The organism is Paenibacillus sp. 01T424, from assembly GCF_056398745.1.
In genome coordinates this window covers 36942-62389 of record NZ_JBFTPZ010000020.1, presented here as the reverse complement: position 1 = coordinate 62389, position 25448 = coordinate 36942, and the positions used below count along the sequence as shown (strand labels likewise).

General features: G+C 46.8%; 27 protein-coding genes. 15 read left to right on the top strand and 12 right to left on the bottom strand.

What is annotated here, in order from left to right:
- Positions 1-49 precede the first annotated feature (49 nt).
- Positions 50-835 carry a helix-turn-helix domain-containing protein gene (locus AC1DPK_RS16605; RefSeq protein ID WP_076267819.1) on the top strand — a complete coding sequence of 262 codons (786 nt, stop codon included), beginning with the start codon at positions 50-52 and terminating at the stop codon, positions 833-835.
- 78 nt (positions 836-913) lie between these two features.
- Here AC1DPK_RS16605 and asd read toward each other — a convergent pair whose 3' ends face one another.
- Both asd and AC1DPK_RS16595 read right to left on the bottom strand, forming a co-directional pair.
- Positions 914-1702, bottom strand: coding sequence for an archaetidylserine decarboxylase (gene asd, locus AC1DPK_RS16600; protein WP_477511017.1), 789 nt, complete (start codon positions 1700-1702; stop codon positions 914-916).
- Between the two features lie 75 nt (positions 1703-1777).
- Positions 1778-2548: a TspO/MBR family protein gene (locus tag AC1DPK_RS16595; protein ID WP_477511016.1), complete on the bottom strand. Its 771-nt coding sequence runs from the start codon at positions 2546-2548 to the stop codon at positions 1778-1780.
- 153 nt (positions 2549-2701) lie between these two features.
- Between AC1DPK_RS16595 and AC1DPK_RS16590 the strand changes: the two genes are divergently transcribed.
- Together AC1DPK_RS16590 and AC1DPK_RS16585 are read left to right on the top strand one after the other, a co-directional pair.
- Positions 2702-2998, top strand: coding sequence for a hypothetical protein (locus tag AC1DPK_RS16590; protein ID WP_477511015.1), 297 nt, complete (start codon positions 2702-2704; stop codon positions 2996-2998).
- Between the two features lie 116 nt (positions 2999-3114).
- Positions 3115-3792: an HAD family hydrolase gene (locus tag AC1DPK_RS16585; RefSeq protein WP_477511014.1), complete on the top strand. Its 678-nt coding sequence runs from the start codon at positions 3115-3117 to the stop codon at positions 3790-3792.
- A 100-nt stretch (positions 3793-3892) separates the two neighbouring features.
- On the opposite strand, the gene AC1DPK_RS16580 is transcribed toward AC1DPK_RS16585, so the two are convergent.
- From AC1DPK_RS16580 to AC1DPK_RS16555, 6 genes are read right to left on the bottom strand one after another with little or no spacing between them, the layout of a single operon-like run.
- Entirely contained in the window at positions 3893-5068 is a 1176-nt protein-coding gene (locus tag AC1DPK_RS16580) for a YheC/YheD family endospore coat-associated protein (protein ID WP_441875601.1), read from the bottom strand.
- On the bottom strand, positions 5025-5522 hold the full coding sequence (locus AC1DPK_RS16575) for a GNAT family N-acetyltransferase (RefSeq protein WP_477511013.1): 498 nt from the start codon (positions 5520-5522) through the stop codon (positions 5025-5027). Before AC1DPK_RS16575 ends, AC1DPK_RS16580 begins: the two co-directional genes overlap by 44 nt.
- 1 nt (position 5523) lies before the next feature.
- The gene (locus AC1DPK_RS16570) at positions 5524-6678 is read right to left on the bottom strand and encodes a YheC/YheD family endospore coat-associated protein (RefSeq protein WP_441875607.1); all 1155 of its coding nucleotides are present in this window, start codon (positions 6676-6678) and stop codon (positions 5524-5526) included.
- Entirely contained in the window at positions 6678-8057 is a 1380-nt protein-coding gene (locus AC1DPK_RS16565; RefSeq protein ID WP_441875610.1) for a YheC/YheD family endospore coat-associated protein, read from the bottom strand. The genes AC1DPK_RS16570 and AC1DPK_RS16565 overlap by 1 nt, the downstream gene beginning before the upstream one ends.
- Positions 8054-9277, bottom strand: coding sequence for a YheC/YheD family endospore coat-associated protein (locus AC1DPK_RS16560; RefSeq protein ID WP_477511012.1), 1224 nt, complete (start codon positions 9275-9277; stop codon positions 8054-8056). The genes AC1DPK_RS16565 and AC1DPK_RS16560 overlap by 4 nt, the downstream gene beginning before the upstream one ends.
- Before the next feature lie 11 nt (positions 9278-9288).
- A complete protein-coding gene (locus AC1DPK_RS16555; RefSeq protein ID WP_477511053.1) occupies positions 9289-10659 on the bottom strand; it encodes a YheC/YheD family endospore coat-associated protein in 1371 nt (456 codons plus the stop codon).
- 236 nt (positions 10660-10895) lie between these two features.
- On the opposite strand from AC1DPK_RS16555, the gene AC1DPK_RS16550 reads away from it, so the two are divergent.
- The gene (locus AC1DPK_RS16550; protein WP_441909043.1) at positions 10896-11231 is read left to right on the top strand and encodes a YlbF family regulator; all 336 of its coding nucleotides are present in this window, start codon (positions 10896-10898) and stop codon (positions 11229-11231) included.
- Positions 11232-11321: 90 nt separating this feature from the next.
- Entirely contained in the window at positions 11322-11606 is a 285-nt protein-coding gene (locus AC1DPK_RS16545) for a hypothetical protein (RefSeq protein WP_339207799.1), read from the top strand.
- Between the two features lie 79 nt (positions 11607-11685).
- On the opposite strand, the gene AC1DPK_RS16540 is transcribed toward AC1DPK_RS16545, so the two are convergent.
- The gene (locus tag AC1DPK_RS16540) at positions 11686-12039 is read right to left on the bottom strand and encodes a helix-turn-helix domain-containing protein (protein ID WP_441875623.1); all 354 of its coding nucleotides are present in this window, start codon (positions 12037-12039) and stop codon (positions 11686-11688) included.
- A 231-nt stretch (positions 12040-12270) separates the two neighbouring features.
- Here AC1DPK_RS16540 and AC1DPK_RS16535 point away from each other — a divergent pair, with 231 nt between their 5' ends.
- Positions 12271-12744 carry a hypothetical protein gene (locus AC1DPK_RS16535; RefSeq protein WP_076267806.1) on the top strand — a complete coding sequence of 158 codons (474 nt, stop codon included), beginning with the start codon at positions 12271-12273 and terminating at the stop codon, positions 12742-12744.
- Between the two features lie 71 nt (positions 12745-12815).
- Entirely contained in the window at positions 12816-14195 is a 1380-nt protein-coding gene (locus AC1DPK_RS16530) for a DRTGG domain-containing protein (RefSeq protein ID WP_477511011.1), read from the top strand.
- Positions 14196-14203: 8 nt separating this feature from the next.
- Here the strand turns inward: AC1DPK_RS16530 and AC1DPK_RS16525 are convergent, their stop codons facing one another.
- The 3 genes from AC1DPK_RS16525 to AC1DPK_RS16515 all read right to left on the bottom strand — a co-directional run bounded on the left by AC1DPK_RS16525 (position 14204) and on the right by AC1DPK_RS16515 (position 15435).
- A complete protein-coding gene (locus AC1DPK_RS16525; protein WP_076267805.1) occupies positions 14204-14500 on the bottom strand; it encodes a YtpI family protein in 297 nt (98 codons plus the stop codon).
- Positions 14501-14589: 89 nt separating this feature from the next.
- A complete protein-coding gene (locus AC1DPK_RS16520; RefSeq protein ID WP_441875626.1) occupies positions 14590-15063 on the bottom strand; it encodes a sporulation membrane protein YtrI in 474 nt (157 codons plus the stop codon).
- A gap of 45 nt (positions 15064-15108) precedes the next feature.
- Complete coding sequence (locus AC1DPK_RS16515; protein WP_076267803.1) at positions 15109-15435, bottom strand: YtrH family sporulation protein; 327 nt, start codon at positions 15433-15435, stop codon at positions 15109-15111.
- A gap of 141 nt (positions 15436-15576) precedes the next feature.
- Here AC1DPK_RS16515 and AC1DPK_RS16510 point away from each other — a divergent pair, with 141 nt between their 5' ends.
- The 8 genes from AC1DPK_RS16510 (at position 15577) to AC1DPK_RS16475 (ending at position 25390) form a co-directional block, all read left to right on the top strand.
- Positions 15577-19248, top strand: coding sequence for a DNA polymerase III subunit alpha (locus AC1DPK_RS16510; protein ID WP_477511010.1), 3672 nt, complete (start codon positions 15577-15579; stop codon positions 19246-19248).
- Between the two features lie 420 nt (positions 19249-19668).
- On the top strand, positions 19669-20160 hold the full coding sequence (locus AC1DPK_RS16505; protein ID WP_076267801.1) for a phosphatidylglycerophosphatase A family protein: 492 nt from the start codon (positions 19669-19671) through the stop codon (positions 20158-20160).
- 95 nt (positions 20161-20255) lie between these two features.
- Positions 20256-20447 carry a glutamate decarboxylase gene (locus AC1DPK_RS16500; protein ID WP_076267800.1) on the top strand — a complete coding sequence of 64 codons (192 nt, stop codon included), beginning with the start codon at positions 20256-20258 and terminating at the stop codon, positions 20445-20447.
- A gap of 40 nt (positions 20448-20487) precedes the next feature.
- Positions 20488-21357, top strand: a complete 870-nt coding sequence (accD, locus tag AC1DPK_RS16495; protein WP_076267799.1) for an acetyl-CoA carboxylase, carboxyltransferase subunit beta — start codon at positions 20488-20490, stop codon at positions 21355-21357.
- Entirely contained in the window at positions 21347-22417 is a 1071-nt protein-coding gene (locus AC1DPK_RS16490) for an acetyl-CoA carboxylase carboxyltransferase subunit alpha (protein WP_076267798.1), read from the top strand. The genes accD and AC1DPK_RS16490 overlap by 11 nt, the downstream gene beginning before the upstream one ends.
- A 97-nt stretch (positions 22418-22514) precedes the next feature.
- Positions 22515-24269, top strand: coding sequence for a pyruvate kinase (gene pyk / locus AC1DPK_RS16485; protein ID WP_076267797.1), 1755 nt, complete (start codon positions 22515-22517; stop codon positions 24267-24269).
- 125 nt (positions 24270-24394) lie between these two features.
- Positions 24395-24862 (top strand): acyl-CoA thioesterase, encoded by a 468-nt coding sequence (locus AC1DPK_RS16480; protein WP_477511009.1) that lies wholly within the window; start codon positions 24395-24397, stop codon positions 24860-24862.
- 135 nt (positions 24863-24997) lie between these two features.
- Complete coding sequence (locus tag AC1DPK_RS16475) at positions 24998-25390, top strand: FxsA family protein (protein WP_076267795.1); 393 nt, start codon at positions 24998-25000, stop codon at positions 25388-25390.
- Positions 25391-25448: the final 58 nt, after the last annotated feature.

The following is a 25448-nucleotide window of genomic DNA, read 5'->3' as shown; positions in this document are numbered from 1 at the left end:
TTCTCCCTGTTGTATGATGACGGCATAGATTTGTACAGGAGGTTTCCTTATGCTGCACATTTCGCCTAATTCGTTCATCCTGTTACCTGCGTTTGCCAAAATCGTATGTGAGCCGGGTTGGAGATGGGCTAGACGCGAGAAGCCGATGGCCAATTTTGATTTATTTTATGTTTGGAGCGGAGAAGGGGAAGTTGAAGTCAACGGTACTCACTATGAGGTTGGTCCGGGAAGCTGCTTCTTGTTTCGTCCGGGCGACTACACAAGCTCCACTCATAACCCGCAGCGTCCGCTCGTATTATCCTATATTCACTTTGCCATTAATGAAACGATAGATGCTGTGCCGAGCCGGTATAGGCAATTGAATGACACGGTCGACTTTGAATATATGCTCTCACGCTATGTAAGGCTGTTTCTTGTAAAAACGTATGCAGCGGAAGAGGAGGCGCAGCTTGTTCTTAAGCAGCTGATGATTCATTTGCTTAGAGAGGACAAGCAGCTGCCAGTCGAGAAGAAGGCAAGCAATCAATTGACAGAGGCCATTCATGAGGTGGCAAACTTTGTTCGGCAAAATCCAAGCATTGCGCACCGTGTAGAGGATCTAGCGATGCGGGCGCAGCTGTCGCCCCGATATTTTTCAATGAAATTCAAAGAGCTGATCGGCATGTCAGTGCAAACCTACATGATTCGCACGAGAATTGAACGGGCGCAGCATTTGCTCATGCACGCCGGGATGAATGTGACCGAGGTAGCAGATGCACTCGGCTATCGGGACATCTTTTTTTTCAGCAGGCAGTTTAAGCAGTATACGGGGCGAAGCCCCTCGGAGATCAGATAGGCTAATAAACGAAAAACCCCGAATTCACTCATCGCTGAGAAATTTGGGGTTTTTCGTTTTGAGCTAAGTCTGCTTCAGTTAGTTTTCGTGGAGTGATCCGAGCTTCTCACCCATATGCACCTTCGATCCAAGCATGTGGTTGTCACGCGGAGTAAAGGTTCCATCTTCAAGCAGCAGCACTACAGTAGAACCGAATTCAAAGTAGGCGAGCTCTTCACCCTTGAGCATTTCTTCCTTAAGGGGCTGTACGTACTGAATACTGCTTACGTTCATTGCGCCAACTTTGACAACGGCCGTTTCCCCTGCATGATGCTGCATATAGGTAATCAGCCGCTCGTTGCGGCTAAGCACTCTGCGCATATGGCGAAGACCAAAGTCATTAACCGGATAAACTTTTCCTTCAATATGCTCACGCTCTACAACACGACCGCTGACTGGCGTATGTATACGATGGTAATCGGTTGGGCTCAAATAAAGAACGAAATAATAGCCGTTCATATAATTGGAAGTTCGCGGAGACCGATTAAGAAGCTCCTCAATCGTATAGTCCTGCCCCTTTACGTTAACAATCGTGCCGCTGCTTATTGGCCCAGCTCCGGTTATGAGAGCATCAACAGGACTGACAAGCGAGTCCTCATCTGCATGCACATCACGCAGACCGGGTTTTAATCGCCGCGTAAAAAACTCGTTTAACGTTTTATATTGGGCTAGAGGTTTCTCAGCTTCCTCAGTTTTAATGCCATATGTCGCAGCAAAACGGGAAATAAATCGACGGCTGGCAGCCGATTGAGCGAATTTTCCTGTTATGCGAGATATCCATTTGCGCGAGCTTAATTCTGTCATGGAACGAAGCAGCCATTTTATCATACGTGAACCGTCACGTCCTTTCCTGCAAGGAGGCTTTCGTCCTCACACACATCAAACAGTGTGACATATCCGGTTCTATTTTTCAATATGCAACTGCTTTCCTTTCCTTGCCTGAACCCAAATAACAATGGCAGCAATCATTAAGATAGCAGCAGCGATGCTGGCTGAGAGACTAACCTCGGGCTGCTGATCCTGCTTTACGGCAATAGCAATAAACGACCAAACAAACACTAGAACAAAGGCAGGGTCCACAAACCTAAAACCGATGACAACAGCAAGCAAACTGGCTGCAATCAATAAAGTAATAGTCCAAGCAGCATCAGATAAACCAAAGCCATTCCACTCGGCAGCGTACAAAACGACAGCTGCATTTACAATAGAAGCTACGCAGATCCAACCTAAGTAAATGCTGAAAGGCAGCCGTACAAGCCATTGTTCCATAGGAGCAGGAGGCTGCTTATCCTTTCGAATTGCGCTATAAATAACGATTAGCGAGATCAGCAGAGCGAACATAATGAATACGCTGCTGGTTAGTTTCTCATAGTGCCACAGGAGAATCCAAGCGACGTTGAACAGGCAGCTTATGATGAACCATGGGCCGATGTTCTGTACATTTTTGCTTTTGCCAGCACGTGGCTTGAACTGATAAATGACGAAACCAATCAGCAGCAAATAAATAATAGACCAAATGGAGAAGGCATATGGCGCAGGAGTGATAAGCACAGGGTACTTAGCGGATATTTCTCCAGTCGTTTTCCCGTTGATAGGAAGCCACTGTGCAAGTCCATTAACTGCAAGCACGGCGGCGAGACCGGCAGCATTTAACCAGCGAATAAGATTTTTCATACAGCATTCCTCCAAAATGTTACTTTTATTGGACTTCTTTATCATATGTAAACAAGCTTGGTCGCTTTTATTCGCTATAATCTCATTCCATCCAAAAATGTGAGGTTTAAGTATGCATCAAATGACCGAACCTATCACAAGAGGTGATGGCAAATGATGATATTAATTGGTGCGGCATTAGCTGTTGGCGCCGTTCTCATGGGCTGGTTGAGTCGATTGAGTGGAACAGTCAGTCGAGTTTTGGATGGGCTTGCGGTTACGGCCATCTTTTTATTTTTTGTAACCGCAGCGGATGCCATAACACAGACTCTCATGGATGATACGGTGTTTATGACGGAAGTGCATCGTGTACTCAAAAATTTCGTTTTTTTAATAAGCGGCGCTTATCTTGGCCCTTATGCGCTGGCAAGAATAGCGCTGCAGTCTTCCGCTATGCATAGGCGAAATTGACTAAAGAATCTCTGTCGTCAACGAAGCAAGTGATTAACGGTTAACCTTCATCAAGCCTTGCGATCATTTCCTATATTCCGTTATGATAAGAGCAGACTTTGAAGGAGGTTTCAACTATGGGCATACATAAGCTGCGAAAGCCTGAGGCTGTCATATTTGATATGGATGGAACGTTGTTTGAAACGGATAAATTGCTGGTGCCTGTTCACCACCGCGTTTTTGAGACGCTAAGGGAAGAAGGGCTTTACGAGCATGAAACGCCGCCTGTAGAACGGCTGCTAAGCTGCTTAGGCATGCTGCTGGAGGATATTTGGCGGCAGGTTATGCCAGATAGTACAGAGGCTGCTCGGAAGCGGGCTGATGTCTTGCTGCTTCAGTACGAGCGCGAAGGCTTGGAAAGAGGCGAAGGCCAGCTGTACCCATTTGTCGAGGAAACGCTGCGTGAGCTGCATTCACGTGGGATTAAGCTGTTTGTAGCCAGCAATGGGCTTGAGGAATATGTGAAGGGCGTTGCTGAATTCAAAGGCATTGCGCCTCTATTTGACGGCTTATACAGTGCGGGAGAATATGAGACTTCAACCAAAGTCGACTTAGTTGCTCGCCTGCTTAAGGATCACAATATCCAATCGGCTTGGATGGTAGGAGACCGCTCTTCGGATGTGGAAGCGGGCAAAGGCAACGGTCTTCAAACGATCGGCTGTGCGTATGCTACATATGGTCGTGCTTCAGAAATTGAGGGAGCGGATGTACTGATTAATGATTTCCGCGAGCTCCTGCCTTTATTGGAACAATAATAAGCAGTTTGAATAAAAACACACCTGTTAGGGAGGCCAAGAGATGGCGCCGCCCTAACAGGTGTGTTTTTTTGCTATGGATTTCAAATGCTCAGCCGCATCACAGCTCCTTATCAGAAATGAAGTTCTCATCCACACGGGCATCTGATACGGCAGCCTGCTTCTCTTTACCTTTCTTTCGCTTCTTCTGGTTATATAGCCAGATGGCATATTCCAGAGGTCTAATAATCGCATTGCGATAAACCTCTTTCTCTCCAGCCTGTGCAAATACTTCCCTAGCTGGCTTCGGATTTACCTCCAGCAGCCAGATCCCGCCTTTTCGATCAATTGCCAAATCGAGAGCAAGCTCACAAAGTCTGCCGTAATTTTGCTCTAAGTAAGCGGCAATGCCGACCCCCAGCTTCTCTGTCTCTTCCTTAACCTGCGCGACCTTCGCATCATCGCGAAGCCATTCCTTGAGCAAGCTGCTCATCGTAGCAGCATTGCCGCCGCCGTGTAAATTAGAGGTAATGCTGCCGGATGCCCCGATTCGTCCAGCGCAACCGGTAACTTCCCAATTGCCTTCTCCGTTTTTTTGAACAAGCATCCGATAATCGTGCACACGTCCGCTAGCAAGCTTTATTTGAATGCCCTGCTGGGCGATGTAGCGATTGCCTTTCAAATTCCAAGGAGCCAAATAGCTGTTTAAACCTGCAGTGGAAATATATTGCGGTCGTATAATTTTTCTTGATTGATCCCGGCCTTGGATGTGAAGCTGACCATCCTTGCGCCGTTCGATTCGCAAAATTCCTCTGCCGCCGGTTCCATTAATCGGTTTGAGATAAACAAGCTGATGTTTTCGGATCATATCGGTAATATCTTGATTATCGGTGACATACTTCGTGGCAGGCAAATAGCTTTTATATCGAGAATCTTTCGAGAGGATGCGATGGATGGTCCATTTGTTGCGAAGCGGGCGATTAAGGAACGTAAGATGTCCATAGCGTTCACGAAACTTTTTGAGCTGGTCAAAGCGGTAGGTACGTTGGATTCGGCATCGATCATAAATCATATTTGGAAACGAGGTCCACCTTCGTGACCATGTTTGTGTGTCAAGATTGTAGAACTGCGCGTGAATTTTGTTGTTAATATAATTGACGTCCATTGGCGTAAACACGAAGACGCTTAGTCCCAGCTTTCGTCCAGCGGAAGTCATTTTCTGATAGATGGAACGTTCCTCCAGATGTCCGGCTTCATTGAGATATAGAGTCAGGATGCCTAGGACGGGCTGTTTCATTCGTGGTTCCCCTTTCAAAGCGAAGCGTCGGTTTGCCTGTTGGCCCTCTATGCATGGAAACGGCTGTCATGCCTAAACGAAAACATAAAGCCATGCTTGCCGTATTGTCCGTTGCCACATTGCAAGTGAGTTTCCCTAAACGTTGAATCATGGCTTGAACGAGTGAACTGCCAATCCCGAGGCTTCGAGCTTCGGGATGGACGACGACCATGCACGCAGCCTCGCCGCCGTCCTCTGCAAAACCGAAGCCGACGACGCGGTTGCCCTGCTTAGCAACAGCAGCAACCGCGCCGCATGGACGGCTCACTTCATCTTGTAGTAATGAAGGATCAAGCTTTCGGAGCGCATGAATAGTCGAAACTGCAAGCCGCTTATCTCCGAAGCGAATGGCAAAGCCAATGAGTCTTTTTTGTTCCGCTAACCATGCTTCCGGTGTAAGCAGCTCTAGATCCACGTTATGCGCCTCCTGCTTTTTCTAATTTTGTTCTAGCTAAATAAGCTCCATAATGAAATACGCGCTCTAACGATTTTTGACGAATATGAGGCTCGTCGAATTTCATAGGCTTAGAATTAGCTTCGAAAAACCACATATTCCCTACGCTGTCGACGCCTAAATCCAACGACATTTCGCCGAGCTGCTGGCCTGAGGCGCGTTCAATCTGCTTAGCGATAAGAACGGCTGCATTTTTCGCTTTTATAAGCAGTTTACGCGCCTGCTCTTCATTAAATGAATTAATGAGCAGCTTCTCTGGGTCTTCAATCATACCGCCGCGAGGAACATGGGTCGTAATGCTGGATGCGCCTGCAATTCGGGCGCCTATTCCAGTAATATCCCATTGCCCTCGTTGGTTTTTTTGAACAAGCGCACGAAGGTCAAATCTTCGGTCCTGGAAGGAGGCGAGCTTGATGCCTTGTTGAGCGATATAGGCCTCATTGCCGCTTTGTTTCTGAATACGACTCCAAAGTTTATGAAGGGTGGAGCAATTGTAAGTCGTACTCTTTTTGTTTTCTTGAATTCTTAGCCGATAAGGAAGCTGCTTCTCAGCGTGAACCTTGATCGTCATTATGCCTTTACCTGCTTTTCCGCTTTCTGGCTTTAAATAAAGATAGGAATGTTTTCGCATCATGCGTTCCAGGCTCGTAACCGAAACGAGTTTTCGTGTTAATGGGATATAAGGTTTGGTCAGTTTTGATAAACGAAGCCATTCGAATAAATCCCATTTGTTGAAAAAAGCCGGATTAAACAGCGTGACTCGCGGATGCTTGCGGCAGGCGTTGATCTTTTGCCTTACAGCCGGTTGGATCTCATCTTCGCGCAGCGGAATTCGGTTGTAAATCACGTCGGGAAAGGGCAGCAATCTCTGCTGCCAGCTGTCCTCAGCTTCATTGAAGACATATCCCTTTAAGCTGCTTCTGGTCAGAAGCAGGTTTTTTACGGTGAGGACATAAACGATGAAACCCATCGATTGACCCGTTCTAATCAAATCGACAAAATTGCTTCGATTGCCGCGAAAGAGCTGAACATCATCATCGATCGTCAAAATCGCCAATACGGTTCGGCCGGCACGCTGCTCTCTAACGTCTGCATCATCGGGAAGTAAGCTATCCATCAGCTGGTACCTCCCTCATCTTTGAAGCGGCTGAGATACAAGCAATGCTCTAAGATGTAAGATAGCGAAGCGCGGCCCTCAGAGCGAAGCGCCGGATGCTTGAAGATTGATCGTCCAGGCTTGGCGTTCGCTTCGAACATCCATACTTCTCCATCCTTATCAATGCCGAGATCCAGTCCCAACTCACCAAGTCTATGAGGGTAGTTGCGTTCGATCGCTTCTGATAGTTTAATCGCAGCCAGCTTTGCTTTCTCAAGAACGGCATCTGCTTGCGTGCCGAATGTTTTGCCAAGCGCTTGCTCAGGCGTCATGAGCGAGCCGCCGTTTTTCACATGCGTAGTTACACTTCCTCGGCCTGCTTTTTTGGCTCCGATTCCAGCAGGAACCCACTCGTTGCTGCCGTTCTTATGCATGTGAAAGCGAAAATCGAGCGGGCAGCTGTCGATCTCAACTAAGCGAATGCCTTGCTGAACGACATAATGATTCAAGCTGCTGCCATGCTTCGCCTGAAGCATCCGCATTAAGCTGCTGAATTGCGTGAATCGAAGCAGCACATTTTGGCTGCCCTTGCGATAGCGGGCGAAATACCCGCGCTTCGGGTGATAGGTCAATCGGTAGATTCCTACTCCAAGGCTGCCTGCCGTAGGTTTGTAATATAGAAATTGATGTTTCTCCAGCATTTCCTTAATTTTTTCGGAAGATGGACCAGAAACCGATTCAGGCAAATGAGTCAGCGCTTCAGGATCATTATCAAGCAGCTTGTAGACATCGGCCTTGTTGAAGAAGCTCCAATTAAAAAATGGGATTTTGCGGCGCACGAAGCGTTCGCGCAGTGAATTAATGGATGCAGATGTCTCCGCTTTGCGGCTCGGAAGACGATTGTACACGACGTCCGGGAGCGGAACGATTTTGCGGTACCAGCCGCCCTGCGGGTTAAGGAAATAGCCATTGACCGTTTCTTGCTGCCAGTTGATGTCGCTTGGTGTAAAGCCGAAAAGGTAAGCTTTATGTTCACCTGTTTTAATGACTTGCTTGATAAATCCGGTACGCGGACCAAAAGGATTGCTCTCAGAGCGTGTCGAATTGTCGCTCAGTATGCCGACCAGCGGTCCGAGCTGAACCTCATTATCGCCTGAATTAAGCACGTAAACGTTGCCTGACTTCGGCACTTTAATCGATTGACGGATGGCAGTTGATAAATACAGATGATTGCCCGGCCGCTTCAATGGCTTGATTTCAGCTACGATTACCTCTTTGCCCAGCTTGAGGTGAACCGATTTTTTGCCTGAGAGCTTGAGATGTTTGAGCAGTGGGCTGGATAAATAGACAATTTTATTCGATTGCTGAGAGAAATGTACGTTACAAGTTGTCAAACTCATCGATGAACCTCCTGAACGTTGAAAGGCCGTAATTGGTTGTCAGAACTTGAATGATGACGACGGCCATTTGCGAATTCATTGGCTACAAAGGACGGTGATAGTCGCCTAGACAGCATTCGTGCATATAGAAGCGGTCTTTCAATGGAAAGCCGCTCGGCCTCATGATCGCTTATGATTCCAAAGGAAGAGCGGCCAGGCTTCGAGTTCGCTTCGAGCAGCCATATTCGGCCGCTCTGATCAATGCCATAATCTAAACCGAGCTCGGCAAATCTGCCGAATTTGCTTTCCAGTCGTTCTGCCGTTTGCTTGCTTATTGTATGGATCATCTCTAGCAAACGTTCGGATTTTGACTCGCCAAATTTGGCTGACAGCAGCTTTGCCGCCGGGACGGCGCCGCCCCCGCCATGAAGATTGGATGTTAAGGAGTCCGCTTGCCCTGTGCGCACAGCGGCTCCAGAGATCGACCATCTGCTCTTCTCATCCTTTTGAATGAGCACTCGTAAATCAAATGGTTTGTTGTCATTGCCGCTAAGCTCCAGATAGGGCTGAATCAAATAGGAGGTTCCACTTATGAAACGATGAATCCATCGCTCAAAAGCTAAATCCTCCTTAAAGGAGACCGAGAAGGGATGGTTTCTTCGGTTTCGACCTTTTATGAGCAGTGATTGCTCAAACGGGCAGCGCTTCACAAGGATGATGCCTCTGCCCTGCATCCCTGAGGAAGGCTTAAGAATGATGCCTCCTCGGAAACGATCGGCGAGCTCAAGAAGCTGCTGTGTCGTTTGCATGGGAAGAGTAAGCGGCAAATGCCTGCTCAGCATATGGTCTTCTTTGAGTGCTTCATACACATCGAGCTTCCCAGGAAGTTTTCCGTTTAGAAGCTGGTAAGGCTTAACTTGAGCAAGGGAACTGAGAATGCGGCGGCAGTTTATTCGCTGATTGGCTTCAGTAAAGAAACAGCGGTCATAGATGATGTCAGGAAATGGGACGGTCTGTTTAGAAAAATGCTCGTTCTCCAATCGATAGCCTACGAGAGACTCCGTATGCTGCTGAAAGTCTTCTGCTGTAAATACATAGACGTCCATGCCAAGCTGCTCGCCGGCAATGCTGAGCGCACGATAGAAGGAAGGCTCTGGCATTACCGGAATAGATGCATGCTCTGAGGCATTATCGTTGATTGAGGCCACGAGAATGGCAAGTTTGACCTTTCGATTCTGCATAGAAGCCTCCGTTAAAAGCCCGCTAAAAAACGGGAGTAATGAATCATCATGCGGACGGATGGACGAATTTTATTGTCATTTAGCGGTGTGTTATCATTTTTTGACGGTTTGGAATTGACTTCCAGCAGCCATACGCGGCCTGCCGTATCCATTGCAAGATCGATGCCGAGCTCACCGAAATGTGCTGGTATTTGCGCATCAACGCCGCGCGCGATATTTAGCGCTGCCTGTTGGAGCCGCTGCGCTGCTTCCTGCCTGCTAACCCCTGCCTGCAGATTTGATTTTGCAACAGCTTCTCCAACCGTGCTGAGCGTGCCGCCGCGCGCTAAGTTTGAGACAAAATGATGAGTTCCGGCTGTACGGGCTACAATGGATGTGATCGTCCATTTACCGCTCGAATTTTTTTGGACGAGTGCGCGGAAGTCGACTGGCCGCTTTTGGATTTCAATGAGCTGCAATCCCTGTTGAATTTGGTATCTCACGGTTTTCATCTTCGCGGAAATCGTCGAGAAGAGCTTAACCAAGCTCGTAAACTGCTGTCTTCGAGTACCAGCCGAAGTCGCATACATCACTTGATAATTGCTCGAATCAAGATGAGTGATCCGAATGATTCCTTTTCCTAAGCTACCGCGAACAGGTTTGAGAAAAACGCTGCTGTACCGAGAGCACATTGATTTCAGCATCGTATAGTTGCGCAGCAGATGCGACTCAGGCAAATAGCGAACCAAGCTTTCATCTTTCTTAAGCGCATCGAAAACCTCGGTTTTATCCAAAAACTTTTCATTGAAAACGGTAGTCTGATGGTGCTGTTTTACTTCTTTCATGAAATGTTGTACGCTGGGTCTGTTCTCCAATTTTCGTGAGGTAAGACGGTTATTAACGACGTCAGGAACGGGCATCGAGAGCTTCCGCCAGCCGTCGGAATAGATCCAGCCATCAATGTTGTCGATACTTGTGCCGATCTGATTAGGTGTGAAAAAATAAACGTACGCGCCTTGCGCTGTACAGGCTTCAACAAGCTCCCTGCAAAACATAGTAATGGAACCAAAGGGTTTATCCGGCATATGCGGATAATCTCGGCTAATGAGAACGCCGATTAAAGGCCCAAAAACGAGTGTGGCAGTGCTGGCTTTGTATTGCAGTCGGATCGATGTGCCATTTGTTAATCCCATCTGTCTGGCTAAACTTTGACTGATCCTCATTCCGTCGTACTTTGCGACAGGAATAACCTTGACATGCTGCCGAAAAGCACCAAACTTTACGAGAATGTGCTGGCCTTGAGGGATTTTCCACTGCTTTACTTGTGCTTCGCCAAGCATGAGCGTATCCTCCGGAAGCATACCGGAGCTGATCACCTGTACGGCTACTTTCGATTTGAGCATCATAAATCTCCTTCCAAGCAGGAGGATGACGATAAGAGGTTAGCGGCCTATAGGTGTTTTACACGAATTACTTCAGCATATGAGGACATCTATTCCTTTGTGAATCAGAAACGGTTCTGAAGCTTGTGTTGTTTTAGCATGCTTTTCCATCAAGGATTTGGTTCATGTATAGAATAAGGGGTATGATTGGACGTATTGAATACCAAATGAGAGCGATAAGAATGGGAGAGAGACGAATGAACATTTATGACAAAGCTTATGAATTAGCGAAGGCGCTTAAGGAAAGCGAAGAGGCATTGCTATTAAAGGCTGCGAAGCTGGAAGCAGAAGCTGATGCAGATGCAAAGGCAATGCTGGATGATTTTCGCGAGCGGCAAAACTTTTTACAGCAAAAAATGATGGCTGGTGAAGAGCCTTCTGCCGAAGATATGGAGAAGATGAGCAAGCTCTATGAAGTGATTACGCTTAATCCGTTGATAGGCAAATTGATGGATGCGGAGCGCCGGTTTGCCGTCGTGTTTGAGGATGTTAACCGCATTATGTCCGATGTGCTGAAGTCCATTGTAGACTAATAGGAGACATATACCCTGTCCCTCCTTCATAGAATGATTATGCGGACAAGAATATAAGCCGCTTATGACCGTATGAAGGAGTTGAAGGGAATGTTAGCTGGAAAAGGCCGTCATGTATTGTATTTGCTTATTGCGCTGGCGATGCTTGTATATGCGATTCCGCGTCTCGAGCTGAATGCGCCTTGGAGCTTGATGAGTGTATTCGGATTAGTATGGATTTTGTTCTCTTTAATCATCATAACGTCACATGTCAATGCGCTGGTTATGAATGATGAGAGACGGAAGGAGCTCGCGCGCATTAAGCGAGCGAAGGCGCTGTTATGGGAACAGAAGCTTGTTCAGAAGGCGACAACTGCCCGCAGAGCCCGAGGTTAGCATACAACAAAAAAAAGATCCGTCGGTATTATACCGTCGGATCTTTTTCTTGTTAATAAGCATATTTGACGAAACCTTCTTATTGGATTTCTTTAAATTGAACAAGCTGCTTAACGAATTTATATACCGCTTCCTGCTCCTTTAAGCTTAAGCCGTTCATTTGGTGGGCAACCTTCGTGGCATATCCTTCATCGTCAGTATCATCTGCAGCATCGGGGTTTGGAACAACGTTCACGATTCTCTCGAGCGGCGTTTGAAGGGCAAACGCGATTTTGCTTAGCACATCAATCGTTGGATTTTTTTCTCCCCGCTCAACCTGTCCCATATAGGAAGCATTTATATCAGCGCGAAGAGCAAGCTGTTCTTGACTAAGCCCTCTTTTTTTGCGCAGCAGTCGAATGTTCTCTCCTACAAGTCCTGCAATCCCACTCATTGATTCACCTCAGCCTAACGATAAAACTTTACTAGTCTATCAACAACATTCTATAGAGCATATTAAAAAGAGTGACTATAGTCATTGACTAATAGATGGTCTCTTTACTATAATTGTGTAAAAAAGTATCATTCTAATAATATCATTGCCTTTAAAGGATCAATTTACCATTTTAAATAAAAGTGGTAGGATATATAAGGGCAAAATCAGTGGACACGAGGAGGATGCAAAGTGGTTGACGAATTCGAATTTTTCAGAAAAGTTCGCGCATATTATAACAATGTTCCATTCCTTGTTCAGTTCACATACCGCTTGTCTCACCGTGTCGATAAGGCTTTGGCTGCACGTGGCTCATTCAGCTGTCGTGTTAACCCGCATACCCAAATCGTTGAATATGTGCTTGACTTAAAATCTGATCCTATTTCTCGGCCGCACAGCGAGCAAAGCTCTTTTTTGTTCTCTAGCATATACGATGAAATTCCATCACAAGTGATAGAAATGAATCAATTCCTTATCCAATCACTGCGATATCCGATTCCGATTGAATATGATTGGCAAGCGTTTATCATGTCAGGCGCTGAAGATGCCATCAACGTTCAAACGGTACAGCAGCTGTTCAAGAAATGGCGGTTTAAAGGCTTGGAGGGCCAGCTGATCGATGGCAGGCTGCGTACGAATCAAGTTCTGCTTCAATGGCAGCTCTAGATTAGGCCCGAATTGAGGGTGAGCATGACTTGTTCCTCGCTTTCTCCTATAATAGGGAGAAACAAAGGCAAGTGGACGGAGGATATAAGGTGGCTTCAATCGGACCAGGCAACGAGACTAACACGAAGCATGAACAAATATTGATTTATATACAAAGCTTGAAGATTGGAACGAAAATATCCGTACGCGCGATTGCCAAGGAATTAGGCGTCAGCGAAGGAACGGCTTATAAAGCTTTTAAAGAAGCGGAAAGCTCTGGCCTTGTCAGCACGAAGGAACGTATCGGAACGGTGCGAATTGATCGGAAACGGCGTGAAGCGCTGGACCAGCTTACATTTGGCGAGGTTGCCGAAATCGTGGAAGGCAAGCTGTTCGGCGGAGCAGCCGGCCTTGATAAAACGCTGCATAAGTTTGTCATTGGTGCAATGGAGCTGGATGCGATGCTGCGCTACATTGACGAGGGCAGCTTGCTAATAGTCGGCAACCGTATCGGGGCGCATCGCTGCGCGCTTGAGGAGGGAGCAGGCGTATTGATTACAGGCGGATTTGAGCCGAGCGCGGAAGTAATCAAGCTTGCTGACGAGCGCGTTCTCCCAATCATCTCATCGCGGCATGATACGTTTACAGTCGCCTCCATGATCAATCGTGCGATGTACGACCGGCTTATTAAGCGGAAGATCATGCTGATCGAAGACATCGTAACCTTCAGCAGACCCGCTGATGTGATGCGAATCGGGCAAACGGTTTTGGACTTCCATAAAATATCGCGGGAAACGGGTTATTCCAGATTTCCAGTAGTCGATGTAAGGGGCAAGGTTGTTGGCATGATGACGGCTAAGGATGCTGTGGGATCGCCTGAGGATAGCGCGGTAGATAAAGTGATGACAAAAAATCCGATTACAGCGGCACCCAATATAACGGTCACTTCGGCTGCTCATACGATGGCTGCGGAAGGTATTGATTTGTTGCCTATCGTTGACAGGCATCGCAAGCTGTTAGGCGTTGTGACGAGGCAAGAAGTGCTTGATGCGATGCGATTTGCTGGAAAGCAGCCGGAATCGGGAGAGACTTTCGAAGACTTAATGTGGACGGGCTTTATGGCTACAACAAATGTTAATGTCATTGGTCAGGACGAGCTGGGCATTGCTTATAAGGGAATCATTACACCGCAAATGTCAGGTGCGCTTGGGATGGTGTCGGAAGGACTTCTCTCTACGCTAATGACGCAAGCGGCTCGCAGAATGATTCGAGAAACGGCGAAGCGTGACTATTTGCTGGAGAGTATGACGACTTTTTTTGTAAGGCCGGTTCAAATTGACAGTGAGGTTACGATCATACCTAAAGCGCTTGAGATGAGTCGGAAGTTTACGAAGCTTGAAATCGAAGTGAAGGACAAACAAGGCTTGGCCGCCAAAGCGATGCTGACGGCCCAAATGATTGATCCGTATTAATTGCACATTTAATTTCTTGTCGAGCTGTACGCGCTGAGATTGCGAAGACCAGCAAATACATTAAATACGCCGATCACAAGGAATATAGCGCCAATTACGATGCGAAGCGTAGATTCTCCGGACAAGAACAACTGAACGAGAGCGATAAAAAGCAGCATGGCTCCCATGCTAATATTCATTCTAGCTGTGAAGAGGCCCCGGGTTCTCGCATCAGTGGAGCGGCGTGATTTAAAGCTGAATACAGCCGAAAGCACGAGTGTAATTAGGATGCCCGGCACAAGCAGCCATTGCATCAGTTGATCCATGGAAAAGCAACTCCTTTTAAGTTACGTATGTACAGCTTCGATCTTGTGAATAGACAGGCTCTATTGTATCACGAATCGCAGCTGTATGCTTAAGAAGGAGGCTTTGCATAATCACGCACCTTGATCCAGACATGCAGCACATTATCAACGACAAGAATAGTCTTAACCTCAATGGTATAGTCCTTGCTGTTCACATCCATATAGACCTTCTTCTCAAGGAGGTTGCGTGCGAATTTTGCGTCAGAGTCAATTTCATAAATGCTTTGCCCAAGGAAGACGCTCAAATCCCCTTTTATCCGCTTAATAATCAACGCCTCGGTAACTTGATCAAGATGGGGCCTTCCCGTATTTTGGCCGGCTTCTTTCTCTACACGGGGCAGGATGCTTTTTATAACGGTATGCTGATTCTTGAATTCATTTAAATGTTTTAAATCCGTTTCGTATTGCTCCAGCTTAACCTCCAGCTCACTCTTCAATGTGATTAAAGCCTCAAATTGCGCCAAATAAAGCGAATTGTACACAATTGCGCCAATGATCATCCCGAGTGTCAATACTCCTACCATTTGCAGTCCTCTCGTGAAACGGCTAAACGGCGGCACGCGCATCGCTTAGGTGGCTCCCTTGCAAATAAGCCGCACTAGCTCTGTGCCTAAATGTGCACCCAGAAAAGCGATAATAATAAAGCAGATTTGCTGGGCTGCCGGCGATAACTGACCATCCATAATGTTGCTTTCAATGACTCGAACGGGATCAATCGACCCCCCGATTGCTGCGACGATCGCCCATATTTTCAGTTTTATGGCTGTATCGAGCATTGTATGGGCTGGCGGCATCAGCATAAACACCGATCCCACTGCTGCAAGCGTAGATCCACCTAAAACAACGCCAAATGCGATAAAGAAATCAAGTCCTGCTTTGGACAAAAAATAGCTCACCCGTATCCCTCCAAAAATATAGTCTTGTAGATTAACACCGCATGCTTGTATGCTCTGCTACCATTCTATGGGCGTGTCCATCGCTATTATGATAAAATAGAATTATCTTATTTTTGGACGAAGCGGAAAGGAACCGATGCGATGAGCGGCCATAATGAACAATCTTTCGTGCATTTGCACGTCCACAGCGAATATAGCCTGCTCGACGGCGCCGCCAGAATTAAAGATTTGACAGCTAAAGCTGCGGACCTCGGCATGAAGGCACTTGCGCTCACCGATCATGGAGTCATGTACGGAGCTATTCCTTTTTACCGGGCATGCCGTGCACAAGGAATAAAACCGATTATTGGGTGCGAGCTATATATGACGACTGGTTCTCGCTTTGAGAAAGGGTCGCGCAAGGAAAATCCAATCTATCATTTGATTGTGCTTGCCAAAAACGAAGCGGGCTATCGAAACTTAATGAAGCTCTCCTCCATAGCACATTTAGAAGGTTTTCACTATAAACCCCGCGTTGATTTGGAGATGCTGCGTGAGTACTCTGAAGGGCTGATTTGTTTAAGCTCTTGTTTGGGGAGCGAGATCTCTCAGCATCTGCTGCATGACCGCTTGGAGCAAGCACGAAGCAGCGCTTTGCGTTATAAAGATATTTTCGGAGATGACTTTTATTTAGAGCTGCAGGATCATGGTCTTCTGGATCAGAAAAAAGTAGCTGTTGATATGATAAAGCTTGCAGAGGAAACAGGTATTAAGCTGGTCGCTACAAATGATGTGCATTACTTGCAGGCTGAGGACGCTGCTATGCAGGATGTGCTTATTTGCATCGGTACGGGCAAAACGACAGAGGATACTGATCGATTGCGCATGCTGACGGATCAGATGTATCTGAAGAGTGCGGACGAAATGGCGCTGCTGTACAGACATGTGCCTGAAGCGATTGCGAATACAGTTGAGATCGCGGATAAATGTGAGCTTGAACTGACGCTTGGACGCGCTGCGCTTCCTATTTTTAGGCCGGTACCATCGGGTATGAGCTCAGCCGATTACTTAATTACTTTATGCCGCGACGGATTAGTTGCTAGATATGGCGGAAATCCAGAGTGGGTTCAAGATACTGATTATAGACAAAAGGCGGAGCAGCGGCTCGAATATGAGCTGTCTGTCATCGAGAAGATGGGATTCAGCGACTATTTTCTGATCGTTTGGGATTTTATTCGCTTCGCTCATGATTCAGGCATTAGAACGGGACCTGGACGGGGCTCGTCCGCGGGTAGCCTTGTTGCGTATACGCTTCGAATAACGGATGTTGATCCGCTGAAATATAAGCTTTTGTTCGAGCGTTTTCTTAATCCTGAGCGAATTTCCATGCCCGATATTGATATTGACTTCAATGATGAACGGCGTGACGAGGTCATTGCTTACGTGGCAGCCAAATACGGCGAAGAGCATGTTGCTCAAATCATTACATTCGGAACGATGGCGGCCAAGGCAGCAGTTCGGGATGTAGGCAGAGCTATGAACGTTCCGTTTCAAGAGGTGGATCGAGCAGCTAAGCTTATTCCAAACCAACTGGGCATTACGATTGAGGAAGCGCTCCGCATGAGCAACGAGCTTCGCGAAGCAAGCGAGCGTCAGCCGAAGACGGCTGCTATGCTGAAGATGGCCTTGAAGGTTGAGGGCATGCCAAGGCATGCCTCCACTCATGCTGCGGGTGTTGTGATTTCACAAGAGCCGCTTACACACTATACGCCAATACAGACTGGAAGCGAGAGAATTCCGCTCACCCAATATTCAATGGAGCATTTAGAAGCTATTGGACTTCTAAAAATGGATTTTCTCGGCTTGCGTACACTCTCCATTCTAGAGCGTGCACTGCACGCCGTTAAGGAGCAGCACGGCAGAGTGATCGATTTCCACACCATTAGCGATAGTGATCCGGCAACGTATGCCATGCTGAGCCGCGGCGACACGACCGGAATTTTTCAGCTCGAGTCTGCTGGTGTGCGGCGAGTGCTGAAGGAAATGAAGCCAACGGAATTCGAGGATATCGTCTCCGTCCTTGCACTCTACCGTCCCGGCCCGATGGAGTTTATTCCTAAATACATTCAAGGCAAACACGGGCTCGTAACGGTTGAATATCCGCATCCGTCGCTAGAGCCTATTCTCTCTGACACTTACGGCATTATTGTTTATCAAGAGCAGATCATGCAAATTGCCTCCTTGATGGCTGGCTTTTCTCTTGGCGAAGCGGATTTGCTGCGCCGAGCAGTATCCAAGAAGAAGCGTGAGGTGCTCGACGAAGAGCGGGCTCACTTTGTGAAAGGAAGTCTTGCAAAAGGGTATTCAGAAACGGATGCCAATCATGTCTACGACATGATTGTTCGATTTGCCGATTATGGGTTCCCTCGGGCGCATGCAGCAGCATATGGAGTACTCGCCTTTCAGACAGCATGGCTTAAAGCTAACTATCCTGTGCCGTTTATGGCATCGATGCTCGCTTCAGTTACAGGAAATCAGCGGAAGACCGCTGAATACGTGGATGAATGCCGGCGAATGGGCATTGCTGTGCTGCCGCCTGACGTTAATGAAAGCAGCGTATCGTTTACACCTGTTGAGAAAGCGGTTCGATTCGGGCTGGCAGCTATTAAAAATGTGGGCACACAAGCCATTGAAGCGATTTTAAAAGAGCGAGAGGATCGGCTCTTTGATAGTCTTCTAGATCTTTGCCAACGTGTAGACCTGCGGGTTGTGAACAAGCGGGTGCTGGAGTCGCTCATTCAGGCGGGAGCTCTTGATTCGTTGCCAGGACATCGTGCTCAGCTACTAGCTGCATTGGAGGAGACGGTAGAGACAGCAATCAAATGGCGCAAAGACCGTGAAGAGCTGCAAATTGAAATGTTTGGTTTAGATGAGGTGCAGAACTGGGATGTCGAGCTGCCCGAAATCCGTCCGTACACGACAGGGCAACAGCTTGATTTTGAAAGGGACCTGCTGGGGCTTTATTTATCCGGCCATCCGCTGGATGCTGCCGAGCAGCAGCTGTCAGCGCTAGGTCTTGATCGGTTTGTTGAGCTGTCTGATGCAAAGGACGGGGCGATTGCTATTGTAGGCATTATGGTCGTATCCATCAAACCTTTCACGAATAAGAAAGGTCTGTCCATGGGTTTCCTCGAGCTTGAAGATCGCATAATGCGTGTGGAAGCTGTCGTATTTCCAACGATCTGGAAGCGAATCGAAAGCAAGCTCAAAAAGGGCGGCTTAGCCATTATACAAGCAACGGTTCAGCAGCAGGATGATGACTATAAGCTCATCGTTGAAGATTGTGTACCGATTGAACATGCGGAGATGGAGCTTGCGGATCACGTAGGACGGCTGCAGAAGCAGGCGAAGGCTCGCGCGGCAAGAACGGGCGGGAGCAGCTATACTTCTCAGGGCAGTACTCAGAAAACGCAAGGCCAAGCTAACCGAACGACGTCACCTAGCAATCGGCCAGCTTTCCAGACTAAGGCTGCTGATAATAGTAGCGTTAAACCTGGCCCTCAGTCGGGAAATAACCGCACGACACCTGCATCCGATGAGCGCAAGCCGCAGCGCGTATATATAAAAATTTTGGCTGAAAATGAACAGCCTGCTGTCCTTGAACAGCTGAAAAGTGTTTTGGCTGGTCATTCCGGACAGCTCGCTACCGTGTTATTTTATGTACAAGGACAAAAATCGATTGCTCTCAGCGATAGTTATCGCGTTAAACCATCTGCTGAGCTTATCTCAGCCGTTGAGCAGCTCTTGGGTGAAGGCTCGATCATCGTAAAATGACAACGACATAAACAAGTTGATGCGAAACCATCTGAATTCTATTTCTCGCTTCGGGTAAATCAGAAATTAAATGCTGATCTTATGCTTGAAAATATGCATGGCGAGAATAGGTTTGAGCTGAGCAAACCGTGGTCTGAAGTTATTTCGATAGTGAGATTATGCAAAAAAATAAGAAGAAAAATTATTCTTTTGCCATGAATATTTGGTATTGATGCAATAGGATTTCTACCCTCCTGCTTTATCTTGCAAGCAACGGCATTTCGTATGCACATCAGAGCCTATCTGTGCATATGTTTAGAGATACATGTGAAGATGGCTATGGGGCTCGGAGAGTGCGAGCGCCGCCTGAGGACAATGTCATCTGCTCACGCCTATGTTTCCAAGATAAACGTACAAGCAGTTACGGGAGGAATGAGTCCTATGACAGGAATCGAGAAATGGCTCTTAAAACGAGGGGTATCCATCGATGATGTAACAGAAATCGTTTATACGCTGCAGCGTCCCTATAATGGTGATTTGACGATGGAAGAGTGTGAGGAAAGCGTAAGGGCGGTACTTGGCAAACGAGAGGTTCAATATGTCATGTATACGGGTATGGCCCTTGATGAGTTAGCTGAGCGGAAGTTATTGCCAGAGCCTTTGCAATCGATTATGGAAAATGATGAGTCGCTTTACGGTGTGGATGAGACGCTTGCGCTCGGCATTACGAATGTTTACGGCATGATTGGATTGACGAGCTTCGGATATTTAGATAAAGTAAAACCCGGTATTATTCGTCAACTAAATATAAAAGGTGAACGAATTCATGTTTTTTTAGATGACCTGGTTGCTGGATTAGCCGCTGCCGCGTCTGCTCGAATTGCACATCAGGACCCGAAAGCGATCCAATATGATTTGCCGGATTCGCCTTAACTATGGTATCATTGTGAGATCATATGGCCTGTTACCGGGATAGCTGTGCTTAGTAAGTGAGCTTTGTGGAAGCAAAGTTTTCAGGAGGTACCATGATGTGGACGGTCATTTATATCGCACCAACAGCAAAAATTGCAGATAACATCAAGAAGCGGCTAACGGATGAAGGGTTTCTGGTGAAAATCCGCTCCGTCAATCTGTCCAAACAGCAATACGAGATACTAGTTCCGTCAGGCGAGTTGGAGGAAGTTCAAGAAGTATTCAACTCCATTATGCGGCCATTATGATGGACTGCTCTATACTATTGCGCCTTGAGAGGTGTCACACGTGCAAATAAAAGATTTATTTACTAAGAAAAAATATGCAACAATACCTTCGGAACCACGCAAGCGTGAAGTTCCTGAGGGCTTGATGAATAAGTGCTCCAAATGCGGCACGATTCAGTATAGCAAAGAGTTGGAAAAGAATTTGAAGGTATGCTCATCCTGCGGTTATCATTACCGTCTAAGCGCGTTGGAGCGTATTGCATTAACGCTTGATGATGGGCATCTGGTAGAATACGATGCCAATATGGAATCCATCGATCCTCTAAACTTCCCAGGTTACGCGAGCAAGCTAGAGCAGCAGAAGAGCAAGTCGAGTCTTCGCGAAGCTGTCGTAACAGGAGAAGGTACGATTGGTGGTTTTCCTGTCGTCGTAGCAGTCATGAGCTTTGATTTTTTCACTGGCAGTATGGGATCCGTAGTTGGAGAGAAAATTACAAGAGCGATCGAAGCGGCTCATGAGAAGAAACTGCCGCTTCTTATTTTCTCAACATCGGGCGGCGCCCGGATGCAGGAAAGTATTCTTAGCTTAATGCAAATGGCCAAAACGAGCGCGGCACTTTCAAAGTTTCAAGGTGCCGGGGGTTTGTTTATTTCGATTTTTACCGATCCTACTACGGGCGGGGTTTCGGCAAGCTTTGCGAGCTTGGGCGATTACAATTTGGCCGAGCCTGGCGCGTTGATCGGTTTTGCCGGACGAATTGTTATCGAACAAACGATTCGCCAGAAGCTGCCTGACGACTTCCAGACGGCTGAGTTTAACTTGCAGCATGGCCAATTGGATAAAGTCGTACACCGCAAAGATATGAAACCTACGTTAGCAAAGCTGCTTGATATGCATTGCGTAAGGGAGGAAACATCCTATGGCGGGTGAGCTGCCTTTTGAAAAACCGTTGAACGACTTGCGGCAGAAGGTAACTGAGCTTAAGACCTTAAGCGTGGAGAAGGGTATCGACTTCACGGAAGAAATTCGAGGTCTTGAGCTTAAGTGCAAGCAGCTGGAAGAAGAATTGTATAGTGAGCTGACTCCGGCTCAAAAGATGCATATGGCGCGTCATCATCAGCGTCCGACATCGTTAGACTTCATTCAAACGGTATTTACCGATTATATGGAGCTTCATGGAGATCGTCTGTTTGCAGATGATCTTGCCATCGTTGGTGGCCTTGCTAAGATAAACGGTGTTCCAGTTACTGTTATTGGACACCAACGCGGCAAGGATACTCGTGAGAATATTGCTCGTTTCTTCGGCAGTCCTCATCCTGAGGGCTTCCGCAAGGCGCTTCGTCTCATGGAGCAAGCGAACAAATTCAAGCGGCCAATCATCACGTTTATTGATACGAAGGGTGCTTATCCGGGCAAAACCGCCGAGGAGCGAGGTCAATCGGAAGCGATTGCGCGCAACCTGCGGGAAATGGCCGGCTTCGGCGTGCCTATTATTTGTATCGTTATTGGTGAAGGCGGCAGCGGGGGAGCACTCGCTTTAGGCGTCGGAAACCGTGTATTAATGTTGGAAAATGCGATTTATAGTGCAATCTCGCCAAATGGAGCGGCATCCATCTTATGGAAAGATGCTTCCAGGGCAGATCAAGCAGCTGAAGCCATGAAGATTACAGCCAAAGACTTGTTAGAATTTGGTGTAATTGAGGATATTGTTCCAGAGCCGCAGGGCGGCGCACATAAGGACTTGGCATTTCAAGCGGAGCAAATTAAGGAAAAGCTGTGGCAGCATTTACAAGAACTTATGAAAATGAGTGCTGAGCAGCTTATCGAAGATCGGTATAATAAATTCCGTAAAGTCGGTCAATTCAAGATCGTTGAAGAGCCCGGAGATGTGGCGGACGGAGCAGTTGCTGATACAAATATCGGTATAAAAGCGGACGCGGTGAATGTATCTCAGGAACAGGCGCCGGAAGCAACTCCGACCGTTCAATAGTGAATAATATGTAAAAATGATTATTTCACTGTACAAGCAGTGGGTTGTCATGTCAGTATAGTAAAGAATATCAGGCAGTATACGGAGGAAACTTAACATGCGTAAAACGAAAATTGTTTGTACTATCGGTCCATCCAGCGAATCACTGGAAAACACAAAAAAGCTAATCAATGCAGGTATGAACGTTGCCCGTCTTAACTTCTCACACGGAGATTTTGAAGAGCACGGCAACCGTATTAAAAACATCCGCATTGCAAATGCAGAACTTGGTACTTCGGTAGCGGTTTTGCTTGATACGAAAGGCCCTGAAATTCGTCTTGGTAAGCTTAAAGAAGAGCCGATTGAGCTTAATCAAGGTGAAATCGTTACGCTTACTACAGAAGAAATTTTGGGTGACCGCAACCGTGTTCCTATTACTTACAACAACCTTCCAAACGATGTAACAATTGGTTCAACTATCCTCATTGATGATGGCTTGATCGGATTGACAGTTGAAGAGGTTAAAGGCACTGAGATCGTTTGCCGTATCGTAAACAGCGGTCCAATTAAAAGCAAAAAAGGCGTTAACGTTCCTGGCGTGAAAATTTCATTGCCTGGTATTACTGAAAAGGATGCTAACGATATCGTATTTGGTATCGAGCAAGGCGTAGACTTCATCGCAGCATCTTTTGTTCGTAAAGCGAGCGACGTGCTTGAAATTCGTGAATTGCTTGAGCGTCATAATGCAGGTCACATTCAAATCATCTCCAAAATTGAGAACCAAGAAGGCGTAGACAACCTTGATGAAATTCTTGAGGTTTCTGACGGTCTTATGGTAGCGCGTGGCGACCTCGGCGTTGAAATTCCAGCTGAAGAAGTGCCGCTCGTTCAAAAAAATATGATCAAAAAAGGTAACCGTGTAGGTAAACCTGTCATTACAGCAACACAAATGCTTGATTCCATGCAGCGCAACCCGCGTCCAACTCGCGCAGAAGCGAGTGACGTTGCAAATGCGATTTTTGACGGTACAGATGCGATCATGCTTTCCGGCGAAACAGCTGCGGGAAGATATCCAACTGAATCCGTACAAACAATGGCTCGTATTGCTGAGCGTGCGGAAGCCGCTTTGGAATACCGTGAAATTTTCACAAAACAAGCCAATGCACAACAAGTATCCGTTACAGAAGCAATCAGCCAAGCTGTTGCTAACTCGGCTCTTGACCTTGGTGCAAAAGCGATCATCACATCGACGCAAAGCGGCTTTACAGCTCGCATGGTATCGAAGTACAAGCCTAAAGCTCCAATCATTGCTGTAACGACTGATGAGAAGGTATTGCGTCGTCTATCTCTCATTTGGGGCGTATTTGCAGTGCTTGGTCCAGATGCGGATACAACGGATGAAATGTTCGAAAATGCTGTAAAAGGCGGAATGAGCACTGGATTCCTAAGCTTGGGAGATACAGTTGTTATTACAGCTGGCGTTCCAGTTGGCCGTGCTGGCACTACAAACCTTATCAAAATCCACCACATTGGTGAGCTTTTGGCACAAGGACAAGGTATCGGCAGCCAAACAGCTATCGGTAAAATTGTAGTAGCTCGTACACCTGAGGAAGCTATTGCAAAAACAACTCAAGGTTCAATCTTGGTAACGATCTCCACAGATAAAGAATATATGCCTGCATTTGAAAAAGCTGGCGCAGTTATTACAGAGCAAGGCGGAATTACTAGCCATGCCGCTGTAGTTGGCCTGAATCTTGGAATCCCGGTTATTCTTGGTATTCAAAATGCAACTGAATTGCTTCAAGATGGCATGGAAGTTACCATCTATGGCGAAACAGGCGTTATCTATCACGGCCAATCAAAAGTACTGTAATAAAACAGTGCCTTTGTTAACAACAATATAGTACAAAAACAAAAAGCGATGGTGATCTCACCGTCGCTTTTTGCTAATCAATTCGTCAAAGCATATTCGATTTGATAAAAAATGGGGGGACATTTATGCTGTCAGCTTCCACTTGGGTTCTGCACCCGCTGCGCGTTCGTTATCAGGAAACCGATCAAATGGGTGTCGTTTTTCACGGGAATTATGTAACTTGGTTCGAAATTGGACGTACTGAATGGATAAGAAATGCTGGTTATGACTATAAAACGATTGAAGAGCATGGATTGCTGCTGCCGGTTATAGATTTGCAATGCCGCTATGTGCAACCCGCTCGCTATGACGATACTGTAGTCGTTTGTACTCGAATTGCGGATTGCAGCCCTCTGCGCGTATCCTTTGAATCACAGGTTAGAAAGGTATCACTGGATGATTTCCATGCGTCAGTAGTATCAGAAAGCGAATCACTGCCTGGAGGACTGCTCGTGGAGGGTGGAACCAAGCATGTGTGGGTCAACGAGTCATGGCAACCAGCGCGCTTAAACAAAGTCATGCCTGAATTGTATGAACTGCTGCGTTCGAAGTAAGTTTGCTGCGCAAACCAAGCTTATGCTTACGAAGTAAGTTTGCCGTACAAATTGCGATGATATTATGCTGCTTAGCAAACCAAGCTTATGCTTACGAAGTAAGTTTACTGCGTAAACTTTGGAGGAGGTCCAATCATGTATAAATGGCTGTTGGCAGTTTTAATTGTTGTTCCATTGGTTGAGCTTTGGGGAATTTTTCAAGTTAGCGGCTGGATCGGGGGCTGGAACACTTTTTTTATACTGATCCTCATGGGTTTGGCAGGCGCTTATTTGGCTCGAATGGAAGGGCGAAAAGTATGGGGCGAGGCTCAGCGTCAAATGCAAGCTGGACAAATTCCTGGCCAGTCGCTATTAGATGGATTATGTGTGCTAGCAGGAGGCATTTTGCTGCTGCTGCCAGGGTTCCTGTCTGACATCATAGGCATTACGCTGCTTATTCCATTTACAAGAACCTTTTATAGACTAATCATGCTGCGTGAGTTAGAGAAAAGAATACGAAACGGCAATTTTAAGATCGGAAGATTCTAATATTTACGTGACATTTACAAAAGGTTAACATGGCAATAATAGTCATGCTTCATAATGA